Here is an 18,923-nt window from a genome sequence, read left to right as displayed (position 1 = left end):
CTTCGGCGGCTCCGGCCGCTGCGTCGGCGGCTTCGGCGTCGGCGGCGACTTGGCCGCGGCCGGCGGCGGCGGTGCCTCGGCGTCGCCGGTGGCATCCGGCGCCGGCGAGCGGTCCGGCGCGATCTCGCCGGTCGCGCCCTCGTTCACCGCATCGGCGCTGACGATCTCCACCGGCACGACCGCGATCGCCGGCGCGTCGCGCCGGAACAGCGGCAGCCCGAGCATCAGCACGATCAGCAGGATCGCGTGCAGGGCCAGGGAGATGATGAGACTGGGACGCATGGGGCTCTTGTCAGCGCCTCGGTGCCGGTGCGGTGGGCGCGGCGGCCGGCGGCGTGGCAGCGGCCTGGCCCTTCGGCGTCTCGGAGATCAGCGCCACCCGGGTGAAGCCGGCGGCGGTGATCGCGCCCATCACCTGCATGATCCGGCCATAGGCCAGCGCCTGGTCGCCGAACACGAAGATGCGGGTCTCGTTCGGGCCGCCGCCCGCGGCCGAGGCCTGGGCCTTGGCGATCGCGGTCAGCATCGGCACCAGATCCTCCGTCGCCACCTGCTTCTTCTGCACGTAGATCTGGCCGGCGGCGTCGATGGTGACCTGGAGCGGCTCCTCCTTGGTCGGGATGTTCTGGGCCCGGGTCTGCGGCAGGTCGACCGGCACGCCGACGGTCAAGAGCGGCGCCGTGACCATGAACACGATCAGCAGCACCAGCATGACGTCGACGAAGGGCGTGACGTTGATGTCGGCGTTGGGGCGGAGGACGCGGCGGCCGCCGCGCCCCCGGCCGGTGGCGTGGGAGAGCGAGACACCCATCAGCTGCGGTCCTCGAGATAGCGCGACAGGATCGCGCCGAATTCGCCGGCGAAGTTCTCCAGCCGCTCGGCGTATTTGTTCAGGTCGTTCGAGAACTTGTTGTAGGCGGTGGTGGCGGGAATGGCGGCGAACAGGCCGATGGCGGTGGCGAACAGCGCCTCGGCGATGCCGGGCGCCACCACGGCGAGGCTGGTGTCGGCCTGGGCGGCGATCGACTGGAACGAGTTCATGATGCCCCAGACCGTGCCGAACAGGCCGATGAAGGGCGCGGTCGAGCCGACCGAGGCCAGCACGGTCATGCCGCGCTCGACCCGGCCGAGCTCCCGCGTCATGGTCACCTGCATCACCCGGTCGATGCGCTGCTGCAGCCCGGCGCGCATGCTGCCGGAGGCGGCGATGCCGCGGTCGGCGGCGATGCGCCATTCCTTCATGCCGGCGGCGAAGGTGGCGGCCATCGGGTCGGGCGGGTTGGCGCCGACCTGGTCGTACAGGTCGTCGAGCGAGCCGCCGGACCAGAACGCATCCTCGAAGGAATCGGCCTGGCGGTTCAGCCGGCGCACGCGGATCCACTTCTCGAAGATGATCGCCCAGCACCAGACCGATGCCGCCAGCAGCAGCAGCATCACGAATTTGACGATCACGTCGGCCTGCAGGAACAGGCCCCACATGCTCATATTGTGCACGGCACCCTGCCCGACCGCCTGGGCGGTTTCGATCACCGACTGCTCCATACCTTCGCCCTTCCTACGCCGCGTGTGACGCGGTCTGACCCTTGATCGCGTTGAAGACCTCGCGGAGCCGCGACGGCATCCGCGCCGCCCGGCCGTCACGAGTGATGCAGGCCAATTTCAGCAGCAATGTGACGATGTCGTCCCCGTCGCGCCGGATCGCCTGCGACATTTCGAGACTGGCGCCGCCGATCGCCGTCACCCGGGTCTCGACCACTAGCTGGTCATCGAGCCGGGCGGAGCGGCGGAAATCGATGGCGCAGTGGCGCACGGCGAAGGCGATACCGGTCTGCGCCAGCATCGACCACTGCTCGAATCCCGCCGCGCGCAACAGCTCGGTCCGCGCCCGCTCGGCGAAGCGCAGATAGGAGGCGTGATAGACGATTCCCGAGCCGTCCGTGTCCTCCCAATAGACCCGGACGGGAAAGAGATGCGGGCTCATCACGGCTCGTCTTCCGCCAGCAGGTCGATCTGGGAGGCGGCGCGCTTCGGCTCGGCCAGTCCGAGGGCGCGGTAGCCGCGGTCGCCCAGCATGCGGCCGCGCGGCGTGCGCTGCACCAGGCCCTGCTGCAGCAGATACGGCTCGATCACGTCCTCGATCATGTCGCGCTGCTCGCTCAGCGCCGCCGCCAGCGTCTCGACCCCGACCGGGCCGCCGCCGTAATGCTCCGCGATCAGGCGCAGGTAGCGCCGGTCCATGGCGTCCAGCCCGGCCTCGTCGACATCGAGGCGCTTCAGCGCCTGGTCGGCGGCGCGGGCGTCGATCTGGGCCAGCCCCGCGACCGCGCCGAAATCGCGCACCCGGCGCAGCAGGCGGCCGGCGATGCGCGGGGTGCCGCGCGAACGCTTGGCGATCTCATGCGCGCCCTCGTCGGTCAGCGGGCAGCCCAGCAGCCGCGCACCGCGGGCGACGATCGATTCCAGCTCCGGCGTGCCGTAGAAGTTGAGCCGCAGCGGGATGCCGAAGCGGTCGCGCAGCGGCGTGGTGATCAGCCCCGACCGGGTGGTGGCGCCGACCAGGGTGAAGGGCGGCAGGTCGATCCGCACCGATCGCGCCGCCGGCCCCTCGCCGATGATCAGGTCGAGCTGGAAGTCCTCCATCGCCGGGTAGAGGATCTCCTCCACCGCCGGGTTCAGGCGATGGATCTCGTCGATGAACAGCACGTCGCGCGGCTGCAGGTTGGTCAGGATCGCCGCCAGGTCGCCGGCGCGGGCGATCACCGGGCCGGAGGTGGCGCGGAAGCCGACGCCGAGCTCGCGCGACACGATCTGGGCCAGCGTGGTCTTGCCCAGGCCGGGCGGGCCGAACAGCAGGACATGGTCCAGCGCCTCGGTCCGGCCGCGGGCGGCGGTGACGAAGACGCGCAGGTTGTCGCAGACCTCGCGCTGGCCGACGAAATCCTCCAGCGTCTGCGGCCGCAGCGAGGCCTCGTCGTCGCCCTGGCGCTCGCCGGTGACGATGCGGTCGGTGTCGCCGCTCATGACGCCAGCTCACGCAGGGCGGCGGGAATGATCGCCGACACGGTCGCCTCGGGGCCTAGCTTGCCGCCGGCCCTGGCCACCGCGGCGAAGGCCTCGGCCCGGCCGTAGCCGAGATTGACCAGGGCGGAGACCGCATCGGACGCGGCGCCCGCCTCCACCGGCGCGGCCGCAGCGCCCCCGGTGTGGAACACGGCAACGCTGGGCCCGAGGGCGATGCCGCCGACCTTGTCCTTCAGCTCCGAGGCGATGCGGCCGGCCAGCTTCGGCCCGACGCCTTCGGCCCGGGCCAGCATCGCCTTGTCGCCGGCGGCGATCGCGGTCGCCACCTGGTCCGGCGACAGCACCGACAGGATGGCGAGGCCGACCTTGGCGCCCACCCCCTGCACCGTGGTCAGCAGGCGGAACCAGTCGCGCTCCGCCGTGTCGGCGAAGCCGTAGAGATGGATGTGGTCCTCGCGCACATGGGTCTCGATGTGCAGCGCCACCGCCTCGCGCGGGCCGCCGAGCAGGCCGAGGGTGCGGCGCGAGCAGAACACCAGGTAGCCGACGCCGTTGCAGTCGATCACCGCATGGTCGGCCCCGGCGCTGTCGACCAGCCCGCGCAGCCGGGCGATCATCGCGCCACCTGCAGCCGGATGCCGGCGATGCTGGCCTCGGTCTGGCGGTGATGGGCGTGGCAGATGGCGACGGCCAGCGCGTCGGCCGCGTCCGGCGTCTTGAAGGTGGTCCCCGGCAGCAGCATCCGCACCATGTGCTGGACCTGGGTCTTGTCGGCATGGCCGGCGCCGACCACCGACTTCTTGATGTGGTTGGCGCCGTATTCCGCGACCCGGAGGCCGGCCAGCGCCGGCACCAGCAGCACCACGCCGCGGGCGAGGCCGAGCTTCAGGGTCGAGGTCGGGTTCTTGTTGACGAAGGTCTCCTCGACCGCGGCCTCGTCCGGCGTCCAGCTCCGGATCACCTCGACCAGCCCGTCATGCAACTGCACAAGACGCGTGGCGAGGTCGGCCTTGTCGTCGGAATCGACGCGGCCGTCGGCGATGTAGCGCAACCGGTTGCCGTCGACATCCAGGATGCCCCAGCCAGTGTGGCGCAGCCCGGGGTCGAGGCCGAGGATCCTCATCGGCGTCCTGCCGCCGGGCAGGCGGGACTCGGCCGGCCGGCTGCGGCCGCCCGGAACGTTCCCCCTGCTCTCCTCACACCGCGCTCCATATCCCCTCCGCCGGCTCAGGCCGTGAGCCGCGCCATGATCTCGTCCGGGATCTCGAAATTGGCCGAGACCCGCTGCACGTCGTCATTGTCGTCGAGCGTGTCCAACAGCTTCAGCAGCGCCGCGCCCTGCTCCTCGTTCACCGCGACGGTGTTGAGCGGACGCCAGACCAGCCCGGCCGAATCCGGCGCGCCGAACGTCTCCTCCAGCGCGTCGCGCACGGCGGCGAAGCCCTCGACCGAGGTGGTCACGGTGTGGCTCTCGTCGTCGCTCTGCACGTCGTCGGCGCCGGCCTCCAGCGCCGCCTCGAACACCGCGTCGGCGCTGGCGGCCTTGGCCGGGAACACCAGCTCGCCGACCCGGCTGAACATGAAGCTGACCGAGTTGGTCTCGCCCAGCGACCCGCCATGCTTGGTGAAGATCGAGCGCACTTCCGCCGCGGTGCGGTTGCGGTTGTCGGTCAGCGCCTCGACGATCACGGCGATGCCGGCCGGGCCGTAGCCCTCGTAGCGGATCTCGACATAGTCGCTGTCGTCGCCGTCACCGGTCGCGCGCTTGATCGCCCGCTCGATGTTGTCCTTCGGCATGTTCTCCTTGCGCGCGGCCTGGATGGCGGCGCGCAGGCGCGGATTCATCGCCGGGTCGGGCAGGCCGAGCTTGGCGGAAATGGTGATCTCGCGCTGGAGCTTGGTGAAGATCTTGCCCCGCTTGGCGTCCTGAGCGCCCTTGCGGTGCATGATGTTCTTGAACTGTGAATGACCGGCCATGGGGCAGTGCCTGACTGACTTGGGAAACTCGCGGCGGGAGACATATGCGGCCGGCCCGTCGACGGCAAGCGCCACCGCACGGTCACCCGCGCCGCGTTAGGCCCAGACTATGGCGGTTTTGTGGCCCGGAGGAAAGAGGCACGAAAGTTTCCAGCTCGGGATATTCCGTTTCACCGCAATCGGATAGGCGAGATTGCGGAGAAGTAAGTTGAATTCGATCAACCTGCCGATTCGGCCAGGGCGAAACCGGTCGGCCAGGTGGGCGCGAGCCGGCCGCCGATCCGCAGCGGCTCGACCCGGCGGGCGAGTCCCGTGGTCTCGTCGGTCTCCAGCACCAAGCCGCAGATTGTCGGCTGGCCCTCGGCCGGGGTCAGCCGCTCGGTCGGCATCTTGCGGATGAAGCGGGCGATCGCCGGCTCCTTCACCATGCCGATGACGCTGTCGTAATCGCCGCACATGCCGGCATCGGTCTGGTAGGCGGTGCCGCCGCGCAGGATGTGCAGGTCCGCGGTCGGGATGTGGGTGTGGGTGCCGACCACCAGCGTCACCCGGCCGTCGAGATGGTGGCCCATCGCCATCTTCTCGCTCGACGCCTCGCCGTGGAAATCGACGATGATGGCGTCGGCCACGCCCGGCATGGCCATGTCGGCGAGCAGCTTGTCGACCGCGGCGAAGGGGTCGTCCAGCGCGTCCATGAACAGCCGCGCCATGATGTTGACCACCAGCACCTGGCGGCCGCCGCGGGCCTGCAGCAGGGTGGCGCCGCGCCCCGGCGTGCCGGCCGGGAAGTTGGCCGGACGCACCATCCGCTTGTCGCGGTCGATGCTGCCCAGCAGCTCGCGCTGGTCCCAGACATGGTTGCCGGTGGTCAGGCAGTCGACGCCGGCTTCGTAGAACTCCTCGGCGATCTTCGGGGTGATGCCGAAGCCGCCGGCCGAGTTCTCGCCATTGACCACGACGAAATCGAGGTCGAGGCGCTGCCGCAGCCGCGGCACCTGCTCCATCACCGCCACACGGGCGGCACGGCCGACGACATCACCCAGGAACAGAATGCGCATCCGAAATCCGTCTCAAACAGCAATGCGGATCGCCTCGCGATCCGTCACGATCCAATCCAGGGCCTCGTCGTGCAGGCCGACCGGCACCGCCGCGACCTCCTGCCCGGCATAGCCGACGCCGACCGCCACGACCCGCCGCTGGGCCCGCAGCCCGGCCAGGGTGCGGTCGTAGAAGCCGGCGCCGTAGCCCATGCGGAAGCCCTTGCGGTCGAAGCCGAGCAGCGGCACGAACAGCAGGTCGGGCACCCGCTCGGGCGCCGCGGGCGCCGGCACCGACACGCCGAATACGCCCTCGACCAGCGGCGCCTCGGGCGTCCAGTCGCGGAACACCAGGGGCTGGCCCCTGCCCTGCACCACCGGCACGCAGGCGGCATGGCCGCGGTCGATCGCGGCGCGCAGCAGCGGCAGCGGGTCGAGCTCGTCATCGATCGGCAGGTAGCCGCTGACCACCCCGCCCGGCGGCAGGGGGATCGTCTTCAGGACGATGTCACGGAGTCGCTCTCCCGCCCCGGGGCCGTGCTTTCGATGATAAGCCGCACGGTGCTCCCGCGCCGCCGCCCGGAACGCCTTCTTGGCGTCGCGCAGTTCGGTCCCGTCAGGCATGGCGGGAGGAAAAAGAGATCGTAGCGGAGCCGCATCGGCCGGTGGTCATATCGTCTCCTCTTGGGCCCTGCATCAGCAGGTGGGTGCCATGTGCCGGGACCACGGTCCCGGCAGGGACAGCTCCCTAAGAGAAGTGCTACGGCCCCAGGGACAAAGCGACCTGTCGCACCGCGCAGCCCCGCTCCGCGAACAGATTTAGGGCGTCTCGACCCGGGCTGCAATGGCCTCGATCCGATCTGCCAGTTTCTGCAGCCGCGACGACAGCTCCGGATCGTCCAGCGGCGACGGCGCCGGGGCCGCAGCGCCGGGGATCTTGCCCTCGCGCAGATCGAGCAGCTCGTCGCCCAGCATCAGCGCGACCATGACCAGGAGATGCGTGTCGGTCGCGGTCCGCACCGAGCCCTGGATCTCGCGGATCCGCTCCTGCACGAAGGTGGCGACCTCGCGGACGCGCCCCTCCTGACCGTCCTCGCAGGCGATCGGATAGGGGCGGTTGTTCAGATTGATTTCGACCCGGGCCACGGCGCTACTTTTCCAAAAGGGTCTCGATGCGCTGGATCACCTGGTTGACCCGCGCCGCCACGGTCGCCGTGTCCTCGCGCAGCTCGGTCTCGATCTCGGTCACCGCCTGCGTGCGCACGCGGTCCGCGATCTCGTCGATCTGCGTCTGGCTGCGCTCCGCCTGCGCGGCCATAGCAGCATCCAGGCGCTCCAGGGCGCGTTCCAGGCGGTCGAGCTCCGCGGTCAACCCGCTCATCGGCGGGACTCCAGATCCAGCGTCATCCGGGTGAAACTATGCGCCGCTCCGGTTCCCGTCAACGGAAGCCTCCGGCACCGCAACGCCGACCGTGCCGGCGAAGCCCGTCAGCCGCTCCCAGGTGCGGCGGTCCAGCGGCACGCCGAGACGTGCGCGCTCCGCCGCCTCGCGCTTCTCCGGGTCGCCCGGCGCCATCACCTCCTGCCCCGCCTGGGCCGGCTGGGCCCGCAGATCCCCGAGAATCGCCGCCAGCGACGAATCATAGCCGCCGGCGGCGAAGGCCTGCGGCTTCAGCAGCAGGAAGAAGTGGCCGATATGAACCGGCTGGCCCGGGCCGGTGAACTTGGTCATGCGGAAGCCGTGCGGCATGCCGGTCAGGCTGGCGCAGAGGATCTCGACCATCATCGCTAGGCCGGCGCCCTTGTAGCCGTAGCCCAGCCCGCCGACCGGGATCAGGCCGGTGGCGACATGCGGGTCGGTGGTGGCGACGCCGTCGTCGCCGACCGCGACCTCCGGCGGCAGCTTCGTGCCGGTGTCGCGGCGCAGATGCACGCGGTTGAGCGGTATGGCGCTGGTCGCCATGTCGAGCAGCACTGGCTCCTCGTCCCGCGCCGGCGCGGCGAAGCTGATCGGATTGGTGCCGAAGAACGGCTTCACCCCGCCATGCGGCACCACCAGCGCATCGGCATGGGTGCAGCCGAAGGCGACGAAGCCGCGCTGCGCCGCCGCCAGGGTGTAGACGCCGGTGGCGCCGTGATGGGACGAGCGGGTGACCACCGCCGCGGCGAGCCCCGTCTCCTCCGCCAGCTTGGCCGCCTCGTCGATGGCGCGGTAGCTGGCGAGATGGCCGAGGCCGCCATCGGCGTCGACCACGACGCAGGCCGGCGCGGTGCGGGTCGCGGTCACCGCCGGGGCCGGGTTGACCCGACCGTTCTGAAGCTGGTCGAGATAAAACGGGATCAGGCGCACGCCATGGGTGTCGACGCCGCGGGCCGAGGCATCGGTCATCGCCCGCGCCGTCGCCGCCGCGCTGTCCTCCGACATCCCGGCGCCGCGCAGCAGCGCCGCCGCGAAATCCTCCAGCACCGCCCGCTGCAGCCGCACCCCGTCGAACCGTTCCATCCCGTCTCTCCGAAACCCTCTCGGCCGGCGCCGCCGCCATTATGTCCGACGTGTGTAGCGCAGCGTCACATGGACCTCCAGAGCTTCCGCCCGGCACCCGGAATGTCCGACGTTTTCACCCGCTTTCCGGCCCGAAATGGGCATTTGGTGGCATTGACGCCGGGGCACCGGGGCTGCATGGTGCCGCCCGCCCCGACGAGCGCCCCGCCTTGACGAGAGCCTGGGCGGGCCATCGTCGGATCCCCGTGCCCCGCAACGGATCGATGCCATGAGCGACAGCCCCCGGACCGTCACCCACTCAGACATGGCGAACGCCATCCGCTTCCTGTCCCTGGACGCGGTGGAGGCGGCGAAAAGCGGCCATCCCGGCATGCCGATGGGCATGGCCGACGTCGCCACGGTCCTGTTCAGCCGCTATCTGAAGTTCGACGCCGCCGCCCCGACCTGGGCCGACCGCGACCGCTTCATCCTGTCCGGCGGCCACGGCTCGATGCTGCTCTATTCGCTGCTGTACCTGACCGGCAACAGCAAGATCACGATCGACGAGATCAAGCATTTCCGGCAGCTGGGCAGCCACACCGCGGGCCATCCCGAGGTCGACCACGAGGCCGGGATCGAGACCACGACCGGTCCGCTGGGCCAGGGCCTGGGCAACGCCGTCGGCTTCGCGCTGGCCGAGCGCATCCTGAACTCCCGCTTCGGCGACGACCTGGTCAGCCACCACACCTGGGTCACCTGCGGCGATGGCGACCTCGAGGAGGGGATCAGCCACGAGGCCTGCTCGCTGGCCGGACACCTCAAGCTCGGCCGGCTGATCGTGCTCTACGACGACAACCACATCACCATCGACGGCCCGACCTCGCTGTCCTTCAGCGACGACGTCCAGAAGCGCTTCGAGGGCTATCACTGGCACGTCCAGCGCATCGACGGCCACGACACCGACGCGATCGCCGCCGCGATCGACGCGGCGCTGGCCGATGAGCGGCCGAGCCTGATCGCCTGCCGCACCATCATCGGCTGGGGCGCCCCGAACAAGCAGGGCACCAGCGCCACCCACGGCTCGCCGCTGGGCAAGGACGAGGTCGCGGCGACCCGCGCCAACCTCGACTGGCCCTACCCGCCCTTCGAGGTGCCGGAGGCCACGATCGCGGCCTGGCGCGAGATCGGCAAGCGCGGCGAGGCCGAGCGCCTGGCCTGGGACCAGCGCCTGCTGAAGACCCCGGCCGAGACCCGCGCCGCCTTCCGCCAGGCCAAGACCGGCGCGCTGCCCTCCGGCCTCGACGGCATCCTGGCCAAGTTCAAGGCGGAGATCTCGGAGACCAAGCCGAGCCTGGCCACCCGCGTCGCCTCCGGCCAGGTGCTGGAGCTGCTGGTGCCGGCGATCCCGGAGCTGATCGGCGGGTCGGCCGACCTGACCCCGTCGAACAACACCAAGACCAAGGCCTCGACCGACATCGAGCCGGGCAAGTACGGCGGCCGCTACGTCCGCTACGGCGTGCGCGAGCACGGCATGGCGGCGGCGATGAACGGCCTGGCCCTGCATGGCGGCGTCATCCCCTACGGCGCCACCTTCCTGACCTTCACCGACTATTGCCGGCCGTCGATCCGCCTGGCGGCGCTGATGCGCCAGCGCGTCGTCTTCGTCATGACCCATGACTCGATCGGCCTCGGCGAGGACGGCCCGACCCACCAGCCGGTCGAGCATGTCGCGGCGTTGCGGGCGATCCCGCACCTGATGGTGTTCCGCCCCTGCGACGCGGTCGAGACCGCCGAGGCCTGGCAGATCGCGCTGGAGACCGAGGACGCCCCGTCAGTGCTGGCGCTGACCCGCCAGAACCTGCCGACGCTGCGCCAGAACGCCAATGCCGAGAACCTGTCGGCCAAGGGTGGCTACATCCTGCGGGAGGCGACCGGCACGCCGCGCGTGCTGCTGGTGGCCACCGGGTCGGAGGTGTCGATCGCCAACGAGGCGCGCGACGCGCTCGAGGCCGAGGGCATCGGCACCCGCCTCGTCTCCATGCCCTGCACGGCGCTGTTCGACCGCCAGCCCTCCGACTACCGCCGCCGGGTGCTGGGCCAGGGCGTGGTCCGCATCGCGGTCGAAGCGGGCGTCCGCCAGGGCTGGGACCACTATATCGGCTCGGAAGGCAGCTTCGTCGGCATGACCGGCTTCGGTGCCTCGGGCCCCTACGACCAGCTGTACAAGCATTTCGGGATCACGGCCGAGGCGGTTGTCGCCGCCGCCAAGGCCAAGCTGTAAGACTTATCGGATCGGAGAAGACGACATGGCCGTGAAGGTTGCCATCAACGGGTTCGGGCGCATCGGTCGCCTGGTGCTGCGCGCGCTGATCGAATCCGGACGCAAGGACATCGAGGTGGTCGCGATCAACGACCTCGCCGACGTCAAGACCAACGCCCATCTGCTGAAATACGATAGCGTGCACGGCCGGGCGCCGTTCGAGATCGCGGTCGAGGGCGACACGCTGATCGTCAACGGCCACGGCATCAAGGCGGTGCAGCAGCGCGACCCGACCCAGCTGCCCTGGGGCGCGCTGGGTGTCGAGATCGCGCTGGAATGCTCCGGCATCTTCACCAAGCGCGACGATGCCGCCAAGCAGTTGACGGCCGGCGCCAAGAAGGTGCTGATCTCGGCCCCGGCGACCGACGAGGACCTGACCGTCGTCTACGGCGTCAACCACGACAAGCTGACCGCCGAGCACAAGATCGTCTCGAACGCCTCCTGCACCACCAACTGCCTGGCGCCCGTCGCCTGGGTGCTGCATGACGCGGTCGGCATCGATCACGGCTTCATGACCACGATCCACAGCTACACCGGCGACCAGCGCATCGTCGACACGATGCACAAGGACCTGCACCGGGCCCGGGCCGCGGCGCAGAACCTGATCCCGACCTCGACCGGCGCCGCCAAGGCCGTCGGCAAGGTGCTGCCGGAGCTGAAGGGCAAGCTGGACGGTACCTCGATCCGGGTGCCGTCGCCGAATGTCTCGGTCGTTGACTTCAAGTTCGTCGCCAAGCGCCCGACCACCGTCGAGGAGGTCAACGCGGCGATCAAGCAGGCCGCCGGCGGCAAGCTCAAGGACATCCTCGGCTTCTACGAGGAGGACCTGGTGTCGACCGACTTCAACCACGACGCCCGCTCGTCGATCTTCGCGATCAACGAGACCAAGGTCATCGACGGCACCTTCGTCCGGGTGATGAGCTGGTACGACAACGAATGGGGCTTCTCGAACCGGATGGGCGACACCGTGATCGCCATGTCCCGGGCCCGCTGACCCGGGATTCCGGTTCAGGAACGCAAGAGGGCGGCTTCGGCCGCCCTCTTCTTTTTCTGGCAGCGCTCAGTCGGGCTTGGCGACGTGCCAAGCGCCGCCGGCGCCGTCGCCGGTGACGTCGCCGGCCTTCTGGTCCTTGATGTAGGTGTACAGGGGCTTGCCGTCATAGGCCCACATGGCGGTGCCGTCGGTGCGGGTGACGACGGTCCACTCGCCCATGGCCATGGCGCCGGCCGCGGCCTTGAACGGCGGCCAGTTGGTGGCGCATTTGTCGTAGCAGTTGGACTTTCCGGCTTCGTCCTTGTCGTAGACGTAGAGCGTCATGCCCTTCTCGTCCGTGTAGACCTCACCGGCCGAGGTGGTCATGGTCTTCGCCGGCTCGTCCATGGCGAAGGCCGAAACGGCGGCGAGCAGCCCCGCCGCGATGCCGATGGCGATGGTTTTCATGGCGTTCCTCCCGAAGGCAGGCGCAACAGTGCGCAGCCTCCTCCGCCACAGTTCGTGTCGGCGCGACCGGTGGTTGCGTCCACCGGCCTGCCATTGCCCGAAAAAGCGGCAGCCCGCGCCATGGGCAAAAAAGAGGGGCGTCCCGAAGGACGCCCCAAGTCTGGCCGCCAAGTGTGCGACGCGCTATTGCACCGCCTCGCCGTGCAGGGCGAGGTCGAGGCCGTCGCGCTCCGCCTCTTCCGAAACCCGGAGACCCATCACCGCCTTGATCAGGAGCAGCAGCACGAGGGTGACCACGCCGCTCCAGACGAGCGAGGCGACGACGCCATAGACCTGGACCACGAACTGATGCGCGTTGCCGTAGAGCAGGCCGGCATAGTCGCCGGCTCCGGCCGAGATCGACGGGTCGGCGAAGACGCCGGTCAGCAGGGCGCCGACGATGCCGCCGACGCCATGGACGCCGAACACATCGAGCGAGTCGTCATACCCGAACGCCTTCTTGACCGAGGTCGAGGCGATGAAGCAGACGATGCCGGCGACGATGCCGATCACCAGCGCACCGGTCGGGTTGACGAAGCCGCAGGCCGGGGTGATCGCGACCAGACCGGCCACGGCACCGGAGATGACGCCGAGCACGCTCGGCTTGCCCTTCGCCGCCCACTCCGCGAACATCCAGGCCAATGCGGCGGCGGCGGTGGCGATGTGCGTCGCCGTGAACGCCATGCCGGAGCGGCCGTCCGCGGCGAGCCAGGAGCCGGCGTTGAAGCCGAACCAGCCGACCCACAGCAGCGAGGCGCCGATCACGCTGTAGACCAGGTTGTGGGGCGCGAAGGCATGCGCCGCGCCGGTGCCGTACCCCTTGCGCTTGCCGATCACGATGCAGGCGACCAGCCCGGCGATGCCGGCGTTGATGTGCACCACGGTGCCGCCGGCGAAATCGAGCACGCCCATGGCGAAGAGCCAGCCGTTCGGCTGCCACACCCAATGGGCCACCGGCGCGTAGACGATCAGCGACCAGAGCAGCATGAAGACCAGGAGCGATGAGAACTTCATCCGGTCGGCGAAGGCGCCGACGATCAGCGCCGGCGTGATCGCGGCAAAGGTCATCTGGAACATCATGTAGACCGATTCCGGGATGACCGTGGCGACCGGGGTCGCCGCCCCGCCCGCGCCGAGCGTGAACACGCCCGAGACCGGCAAGCCGTTGAGGAAGAAGCGCGAGAGATCGCCGAGATAGGCGCCGCCATTGGTGAAGGCGAGGCTGTAGCCGAGCACCATCCAGGCGATGCTGATCAGGCAGGTGGTGGCGAAGCACTGCATCAGCATCGACAGCACGTTCGCCTTCCGCACCATGCCGCCGTAGAACAGCGCCAGACCCGGAATGGCCATCATCAGGACCAGCAGCGTGGAGGTCTGCATCCAGGCCGTCGCTCCCGAATCCGGCACGGCCGGCGCGTCCTGCGCCAGCGCCGGCAGGGCCAGCAGCAAGGCCGCCCCCGCTATTCCTGTTCCCCAAAACGTCCGCTTCATTGAGTCCTCTCCAGCCTACGTCCTTCCGGCTGACGGTCGGCAGCCGCCCTGTCGGCACCGGCACGAACCGCCTTTTCGCCGAGGGTCTAAGCAAGTGCCGTGCCGGTTTTGCCGGAGGGGCCGAATGCGAGCCTTGCCGCCGACGGACCGATCATCGATGATTAATTTTTGAGCAATCAGCGGAGCACTGGCGAAAATTTAGACGACATTGCCGCTGATGCCTTCTCCCGGCCGCCGCGCTAGGGTGCGGCGGCGTTTTTCAGAGAGCCGCCATGAGCAAGACCGTCAGCCAGATCCCGCTGCCCTCCCCCGCCCTCGGAACCAGCCGCACCGTCACCGTGCACCGCTACGGCCAGCCCGGGGCCCGCCCCAAGGCCTATGTCCAGGCCGGGCTGCACGCCGACGAGCTGCCGGGCATGCTGGCCGCCCATCACCTGCTGCGCCGGCTCGACACGCTGGACGCCGCCGGGGCGATCCGCGGCGAGATCGTGGTGGTGCCCGTCGCCAACCCGATCGGCCTGTCGCAGTCGGTGCTGGAGTACCACATCGGCCGCTTCGCCCTGGACGGCCGCGGCAACTTCAACCGCCACTACCCGGACCTGGCCCCGATCGTGGCGCCGCGCATCGCCGGCCAGCTGACGGATGATGCCGAGCGCAATGTCCGGCTGGTGCGCGCGGCGCTGCTGGCGGCGCTGGCGGAGCAGCAGCCGGCCGGCGAGACCGGCGCGCTGCGCCAGCTGCTGCTCGGCCTGTCGATCGACGCCGATCTCGTGCTCGACCTGCATTGCGACAACCAGGCACCGGTGCATGTCTATCTCGGCACGCCGCTGTGGCCCGACGCCGAGGACCTGGCCCGCGAGTTCGGGGCCGAGGTGGTGCTGCTGGCCGAGGAGTCCGGCGACAACCCGTTCGACGAGGCGAATTCGGCGCCGTGGTGGGTGCTGCGCCGGCTGCTCGGCGACGCCCATCCGCTGCCGCCCGCCTGCCTGGCGGCGACGATCGAGCTGCGCGGCCAAGCCGATGTCGACGACGACACCGCCGGGGCCGACGCCGACGCGCTGGTCCGCTTCCTGCAGCGCCGCGGCGTGGTGGCCGGCGAGCCCGGCCCGCTGCCCGAGGCGCGGTGCGACGCCACGCCGCTGGCCGGCAACGAGATGCTGCGCGCCCCGGTCGCCGGCATCATCGCCTATTCGCAGCCGCTCGGCGCCCGGCTGCGCCGCGGCGAGCATGTCGCCGACATCGTCGACCCCACCGCCTCCCCGGACCAGGCGCGCACGCCGCTCCATGCCGGGGTCGACGGGGTGCTGTGGTCGCAGTGCATGCACCGCCTGGTGCGGCCCGGCGACATCGTCGCCAAGATCGCCGGCGCCGAGCCGATCGAAGGCCGTGGGGCCATCCTGCTGACGACCTGATCGGGTCAGGATCCGCCTCGCCGGGTCGGCGGGAGCCATGCACGCAATGCGTGCACTTCCCTCTCGCCTTCCCGGGCCGATCGCGGCAGGATGATGGTTCCTGGGCCATCGCACGGCCAGACCGCCCGTGCCTCGCCATCGGACCCTCGGCCGGCAGAGTCACGGCCTTGCGTCCGCCAATCGGATCGCCCCATGAGTGCCCCGAACCGTTCCCCGATCCCGCTCGTCACGCGCGCCGGATCGAAGCCTGCGTCATCCGCTTTCCCCGCGGCCGAGACCGCCCGCGCGGCGACCTATCTGATCCGGCTGCGCCAGTTCGTCGTGCCGATGTCGATCGGCGTCTATGCCCATGAGGAGGAGCGGCGCCAGCGCGTCCGCATCAGCGTCGAAATGGAGGTCGAGCTGCCGTCCGGCGGCATCGGCGACGACATCGACCGCGTCCCCTCCTATGAGGGGCTGGTGCAGGGCCTGCAGGCCCTGGCCGAGAAGGAGCATGTGCGGCTAATCGAGACCGTCGCCGAGCATGTGCTGGATCTCGCCATGGCCCATCCGATGGTGCTGCGGGCGGTGGCCGAGGTCGAGAAGCTCGACGTCTTCCCCGAGGCCGATTCCATCGGCGTCCGCTTCGAACGCCGCCGCGAGGGCTGAGCCTTCGCCGGCCGGGCGATCCCCAGAACCGTCATGGCGAGCCCCGAAGGGGCGTGGCCATCCAGCTTGGCGGGACCCGCTCCGGCCGTGGGACTGGATGGCCACGCTTCGCTCGCCATGACGGTATGGGGGCAGGTGTCTGCTCTCTAGATCAAATCGGGATACAGGTCCCGCCAGTCCGGATTCATGGCCTCGATCAGGTCCAGCTTCTTCTTTCGCGACCCGCCCTGGATCTGCTTCTCGCGGGCGATGGCGTCGATCATCGACGCATGCGGTTCGAACCAGACCAGGAGCTTGCAGCCGTATCGTGACGTGAAGCCCGGGAGGAGTCCCTCCCGATGCTCATAGACGCGGCGTGGCAGATTGGATGTCACGCCGGTATAGAGCGTGCCGTTGCGCCTGCTCGCCATGATGTAGACGAAGGGCTGCATGGCGGTCGAAGGTCTCCTGCGCCCGGCATCACTCGTACTTGATGTAGGCGAAGCGCGGGCTGGACGGCGTGCCCTCCAGCCCGCCTCCTTCGAGGGCCGGCTGCCAGGCCACCACCTCCTCGATCTTGCGGGCCAGGGCGAAGTCGCGGTCGGTGATGCCGCCGCCGGCATCATGCGTGTTCAGCCGCACCTCGACCCAGCCCCAGGAGGCGGCGATCTCCGGATGGTGCCAGGCGGCCTCGGCCAGGTGGCCGATGGCGCCGATCGCCAGCATCGTGCCCTTCCAGCCATGCGTCTCGTAGCGCCGGCGGAGGCTGCCGTCCTCAAAGCGCCAGCGCGGCAGGTCGCGGGCCAGGCGGGCCTCGACCTCCGCGGACGGATAAGCATGCGGTTTGGCGGCCATCGCGATCCTCCCGGTGGGATCGGCGGCCCCGGCGGGCCGCCTTCACTCCCAGAAGGATAGCGCGTCAGTCGCGGACGGCATCCCCTTGCGCCACCACGACGGCGAAGCGGTCGGCCAGGGCGGTCAGCGCCGCCCGGTGCACCTCCGCCGCCGGCCGCACGCCGCCGAGCGGGTCCGGCAGGTCGCGGCTGGCGCAGGCCGAGGCCACGACCGTCGAGAACAGGCCGTGATCGACCGCCGAGCGGGTGGTGGCATCGACGCACATATGCGTCATGAAGCCGACGGTCACGAGCTTGGAACGCCCGGTCGCGGCGATGCGCCCGGCCAGGTCGGTGCCGGCGAAGGAATTGGGCAGGCCCTTCTTCACCACCACCTCCCCGGCCGCCGGCACCACCGCCGCGATCGGGGCGACATAGGGGCCGTCGACGTCGAACAGCCCGCCCTTGCGCTCGTTCAGCACATGGATGACCGGGGTGCCGAGGCGGCGCGCCCGGGCCAGCAAGGCCGCGGCCTCCTCGACCGCCGCGCTCCATCCCGGCAGGGACAGCTGGCCGTCGCTGTATTCGCGCTGCATGTCGATCAGCACCAGCACCGCCTCCGACAGGGCGGCGGGCTGTAGCCGGGCGCCGGCGTGGTCGAGCAGGGTCTTGGGAAGCATCTTCGTCTCCGGTTGCGATGGCCCAAAGCTGACGCCGGGCGGCCCTGCAGAAAAGCCGAGATTCTGCCGATTGAGCCTGCAATAGTGCAGGTATGGATTGGGACCTCGCCCGCTTCGTCCTGGCGCTCGCCCGGCATGGCACCGCCTCCGCCGCGGCGCAGGCGCTGGGGGTCGACCAGACCACGGTGTCGCGCCGCCTCGCCGCCGCCGAGGACGCGCTCGGCACGCCGCTGTTCGAACGGATCGACCGGCGGTTCCGGCCGACGCCGGTCGGCGCCGCGGTGGCGGCCCAGGCGGAGGCGATGGAGCGGGCAGCGATCGCCATCGAGCACGCCGCGCGCGACCGCGACGCCGCGGTCTCCGGCCCGATCCGGATCGCGGCGCTGCCCAGCTTCGCCGCCGAGTGGCTGATCCCACGCCTGGGCGAATTGCGGCGCCGCCACCCCGGCCTGCAGCCGACGATCCTCGGCGCCGAGACCAATGCCGATCTCGAGCGCCGCGATGCCGACATCGCGCTGCGCCTGGCGCGGCCGCGCGCCGGCAACCTGGCGGCGCGGCTCGGCGCCCGGATCGGTCATGCGGTCTACCGCGCCCGCGGCGCCGCCGGCGACGGCTGGATCGCCCTGGACGAGACGCATGAGTCGGTGGCGCAGATGATCTGGCTGCGCGACCAGCCGGGCGGGCTGGAGCCGGTGCTGCGGGTCAGCGGCGGCACCGAGATGCTGGCCGCGACCAAGGCCGGTCTCGGCCGCGCCGTGCTGCCCTGCTATGCCGCCGACGGCGAGCCGGATCTGGAGCGACTGTCCGGCCCCGTCCCGGTGGTCACGCGCGAGCTTTGGCTGGTGCTGCCCGGTCCGGCGAAGGACGTGCCGCGCATCCGGGCCGTCGCCGACTGGCTCGCCGCGGCGCTGGCGGAAGACCGCGCCCGGCTGGAGGGCGTTCAGGCCTGACCGGGTTCCGGCACCCAGCTGCCTTCCCGGTCGGCCCGCCCGTAGAGCCGCTCGACCAGCAGCCGCAGCGTCGGGTCGCTGTCCAGCGCCTCCTGCATCCGGCTGAAGGTGCGGGTCCGGGTGACGCCGTGCTCGTGCCAGGACTTGCCGCCGCTGAGCACGTTCTGGGCGAAGGCCTGCAGCCGGTCGAGCGCGCGGGCGTAGCGTGCCTCCGGCGTCTCGCCGGCCTCGAACTCGGTCCACCAGCCATGCACCTTGTCGCGCAGGTCGGGCGGCAGCAGGCCGAACAGCTTGACCGCCGCCTCGGCCTCGCGCGCCGCCTGGCCCTGCCGGCCGACATCGTCATAAGCGAAGGTGTCGCCGGCATGGATCTCGACCAGGTCGTGGGTCAGCACCAGCGACAGCACCTTGGCGATGTCGACCTCGAAGCCGATCTCGTCCTTCAGCAGCAGGGCGTACAGCGCCATGTGCCAGGTGTGCTCGGCGTCGGTCTCGCGCCGGCTGCCGTCGGTCAGATAGTTCTGCCGGGTGATCTGCTTGAACTGGTCGCAGACCAACAGGAACTCCTGGATCTGGGCCAGGCGGTCGGCGGGCGGGGGCGCTTCAGTCATGG

23 protein-coding genes, 1 other RNA gene and 1 pseudogene are annotated in these 18,923 nt (G+C 70.3%); 5 read left to right on the top strand and 20 right to left on the bottom strand.

The features are described from left to right. The 14 genes and pseudogenes from AAHM41_RS19615 to AAHM41_RS19550 form a co-directional block, all read right to left on the bottom strand. A pseudogene (locus AAHM41_RS19615) lies at positions 1 to 282 on the bottom strand (hypothetical protein); the annotation flags it as partial. A gap of 10 nt (positions 283 to 292) precedes the next feature. Further along, on the bottom strand, positions 293 to 811 hold the full coding sequence (gene tolR / locus AAHM41_RS19610) for a protein TolR (protein WP_342238258.1): 519 nt from the start codon (positions 809 to 811) through the stop codon (positions 293 to 295). Continuing rightward, the gene (gene tolQ, locus AAHM41_RS19605) at positions 811 to 1,542 is read right to left on the bottom strand and encodes a protein TolQ (RefSeq protein ID WP_342238257.1); all 732 of its coding nucleotides are present in this window, start codon (positions 1,540 to 1,542) and stop codon (positions 811 to 813) included. The genes tolR and tolQ overlap by 1 nt, the downstream gene beginning before the upstream one ends. A gap of 13 nt (positions 1,543 to 1,555) precedes the next feature. Beyond that, positions 1,556 to 1,981, bottom strand: a complete 426-nt coding sequence (ybgC, locus tag AAHM41_RS19600; RefSeq protein ID WP_342238256.1) for a tol-pal system-associated acyl-CoA thioesterase — start codon at positions 1,979 to 1,981, stop codon at positions 1,556 to 1,558. After that, on the bottom strand, positions 1,981 to 3,021 hold the full coding sequence (gene ruvB, locus AAHM41_RS19595) for a Holliday junction branch migration DNA helicase RuvB (protein WP_342238255.1): 1,041 nt from the start codon (positions 3,019 to 3,021) through the stop codon (positions 1,981 to 1,983). The genes ybgC and ruvB overlap by 1 nt, the downstream gene beginning before the upstream one ends. Next, positions 3,018 to 3,638, bottom strand: coding sequence for a Holliday junction branch migration protein RuvA (ruvA, locus tag AAHM41_RS19590; RefSeq protein ID WP_342238254.1), 621 nt, complete (start codon positions 3,636 to 3,638; stop codon positions 3,018 to 3,020). The genes ruvB and ruvA overlap by 4 nt, the downstream gene beginning before the upstream one ends. Next, complete coding sequence (gene ruvC, locus AAHM41_RS19585) at positions 3,635 to 4,144, bottom strand: crossover junction endodeoxyribonuclease RuvC (protein WP_342238253.1); 510 nt, start codon at positions 4,142 to 4,144, stop codon at positions 3,635 to 3,637. Before ruvC ends, ruvA begins: the two co-directional genes overlap by 4 nt. A 104-nt stretch (positions 4,145 to 4,248) precedes the next feature. Beyond that, entirely contained in the window at positions 4,249 to 4,998 is a 750-nt protein-coding gene (locus AAHM41_RS19580; RefSeq protein WP_342238252.1) for a YebC/PmpR family DNA-binding transcriptional regulator, read from the bottom strand. A gap of 218 nt (positions 4,999 to 5,216) precedes the next feature. Then, positions 5,217 to 6,056, bottom strand: a complete 840-nt coding sequence (locus AAHM41_RS19575) for a TIGR00282 family metallophosphoesterase (RefSeq protein ID WP_342238251.1) — start codon at positions 6,054 to 6,056, stop codon at positions 5,217 to 5,219. A gap of 12 nt (positions 6,057 to 6,068) precedes the next feature. Next, a complete protein-coding gene (locus AAHM41_RS19570) occupies positions 6,069 to 6,659 on the bottom strand; it encodes a 5-formyltetrahydrofolate cyclo-ligase (RefSeq protein ID WP_342238250.1) in 591 nt (196 codons plus the stop codon). Between the two features lie 22 nt (positions 6,660 to 6,681). After that, a non-coding RNA gene (gene ssrS / locus AAHM41_RS19565) (6S RNA) lies at positions 6,682 to 6,841 on the bottom strand. 13 nt (positions 6,842 to 6,854) lie between these two features. Continuing rightward, positions 6,855 to 7,181, bottom strand: coding sequence for a cell division protein ZapA (locus AAHM41_RS19560; RefSeq protein WP_342238249.1), 327 nt, complete (start codon positions 7,179 to 7,181; stop codon positions 6,855 to 6,857). Between the two features lie 4 nt (positions 7,182 to 7,185). Then, positions 7,186 to 7,416: a hypothetical protein gene (locus AAHM41_RS19555; protein WP_342238248.1), complete on the bottom strand. Its 231-nt coding sequence runs from the start codon at positions 7,414 to 7,416 to the stop codon at positions 7,186 to 7,188. Between the two features lie 36 nt (positions 7,417 to 7,452). Next, positions 7,453 to 8,538 carry an Ldh family oxidoreductase gene (locus AAHM41_RS19550; RefSeq protein ID WP_342238247.1) on the bottom strand — a complete coding sequence of 362 codons (1,086 nt, stop codon included), beginning with the start codon at positions 8,536 to 8,538 and terminating at the stop codon, positions 7,453 to 7,455. Between the two features lie 268 nt (positions 8,539 to 8,806). Between AAHM41_RS19550 and tkt the strand changes: the two genes are divergently transcribed. Together tkt and gap are read left to right on the top strand one after the other, a co-directional pair. Next, complete coding sequence (gene tkt / locus AAHM41_RS19545) at positions 8,807 to 10,798, top strand: transketolase (protein WP_342238246.1); 1,992 nt, start codon at positions 8,807 to 8,809, stop codon at positions 10,796 to 10,798. A 25-nt stretch (positions 10,799 to 10,823) separates the two neighbouring features. Then, positions 10,824 to 11,831, top strand: a complete 1,008-nt coding sequence (gap, locus tag AAHM41_RS19540) for a type I glyceraldehyde-3-phosphate dehydrogenase (RefSeq protein ID WP_342238245.1) — start codon at positions 10,824 to 10,826, stop codon at positions 11,829 to 11,831. Between the two features lie 66 nt (positions 11,832 to 11,897). On the opposite strand, the gene AAHM41_RS19535 is transcribed toward gap, so the two are convergent. After that, positions 11,898 to 12,278 carry a COG4315 family predicted lipoprotein gene (locus AAHM41_RS19535; protein ID WP_342238244.1) on the bottom strand — a complete coding sequence of 127 codons (381 nt, stop codon included), beginning with the start codon at positions 12,276 to 12,278 and terminating at the stop codon, positions 11,898 to 11,900. Positions 12,279 to 12,461: 183 nt separating this feature from the next. Beyond that, on the bottom strand, positions 12,462 to 13,808 hold the full coding sequence (locus tag AAHM41_RS19530; RefSeq protein WP_446719465.1) for an ammonium transporter: 1,347 nt from the start codon (positions 13,806 to 13,808) through the stop codon (positions 12,462 to 12,464). Between the two features lie 272 nt (positions 13,809 to 14,080). Here AAHM41_RS19530 and AAHM41_RS19525 point away from each other — a divergent pair, with 272 nt between their 5' ends. Beyond that, positions 14,081 to 15,220 carry a succinylglutamate desuccinylase/aspartoacylase family protein gene (locus tag AAHM41_RS19525; protein WP_342238243.1) on the top strand — a complete coding sequence of 380 codons (1,140 nt, stop codon included), beginning with the start codon at positions 14,081 to 14,083 and terminating at the stop codon, positions 15,218 to 15,220. 192 nt (positions 15,221 to 15,412) lie between these two features. Then, positions 15,413 to 15,868, top strand: coding sequence for a dihydroneopterin aldolase (locus AAHM41_RS19520; RefSeq protein WP_342238242.1), 456 nt, complete (start codon positions 15,413 to 15,415; stop codon positions 15,866 to 15,868). A gap of 146 nt (positions 15,869 to 16,014) precedes the next feature. Here the strand turns inward: AAHM41_RS19520 and AAHM41_RS19515 are convergent, their stop codons facing one another. The 3 genes from AAHM41_RS19515 to AAHM41_RS19505 form a co-directional block, all read right to left on the bottom strand. After that, complete coding sequence (locus tag AAHM41_RS19515) at positions 16,015 to 16,299, bottom strand: GIY-YIG nuclease family protein (RefSeq protein ID WP_342238241.1); 285 nt, start codon at positions 16,297 to 16,299, stop codon at positions 16,015 to 16,017. A gap of 28 nt (positions 16,300 to 16,327) precedes the next feature. Further along, positions 16,328 to 16,702, bottom strand: a complete 375-nt coding sequence (locus AAHM41_RS19510) for a 4a-hydroxytetrahydrobiopterin dehydratase (RefSeq protein ID WP_342238240.1) — start codon at positions 16,700 to 16,702, stop codon at positions 16,328 to 16,330. Positions 16,703 to 16,766: 64 nt separating this feature from the next. Beyond that, positions 16,767 to 17,360, bottom strand: coding sequence for an isochorismatase family protein (locus tag AAHM41_RS19505; protein WP_342238239.1), 594 nt, complete (start codon positions 17,358 to 17,360; stop codon positions 16,767 to 16,769). 92 nt (positions 17,361 to 17,452) lie between these two features. Between AAHM41_RS19505 and AAHM41_RS19500 the strand changes: the two genes are divergently transcribed. After that, positions 17,453 to 18,310 (top strand): LysR family transcriptional regulator, encoded by an 858-nt coding sequence (locus tag AAHM41_RS19500; RefSeq protein ID WP_342238238.1) that lies wholly within the window; start codon positions 17,453 to 17,455, stop codon positions 18,308 to 18,310. Here the strand turns inward: AAHM41_RS19500 and AAHM41_RS19495 are convergent. After that, complete coding sequence (locus tag AAHM41_RS19495; protein WP_342238237.1) at positions 18,301 to 18,921, bottom strand: HD domain-containing protein; 621 nt, start codon at positions 18,919 to 18,921, stop codon at positions 18,301 to 18,303. The genes AAHM41_RS19500 and AAHM41_RS19495 overlap by 10 nt on opposite strands. Between the last annotated feature and the right edge of the window lie 2 nt (positions 18,922 to 18,923).

This window comes from Inquilinus sp. OTU3971 (genome assembly GCF_038440215.1).
This window is presented reverse-complemented; position numbering and strand designations above follow the sequence as displayed.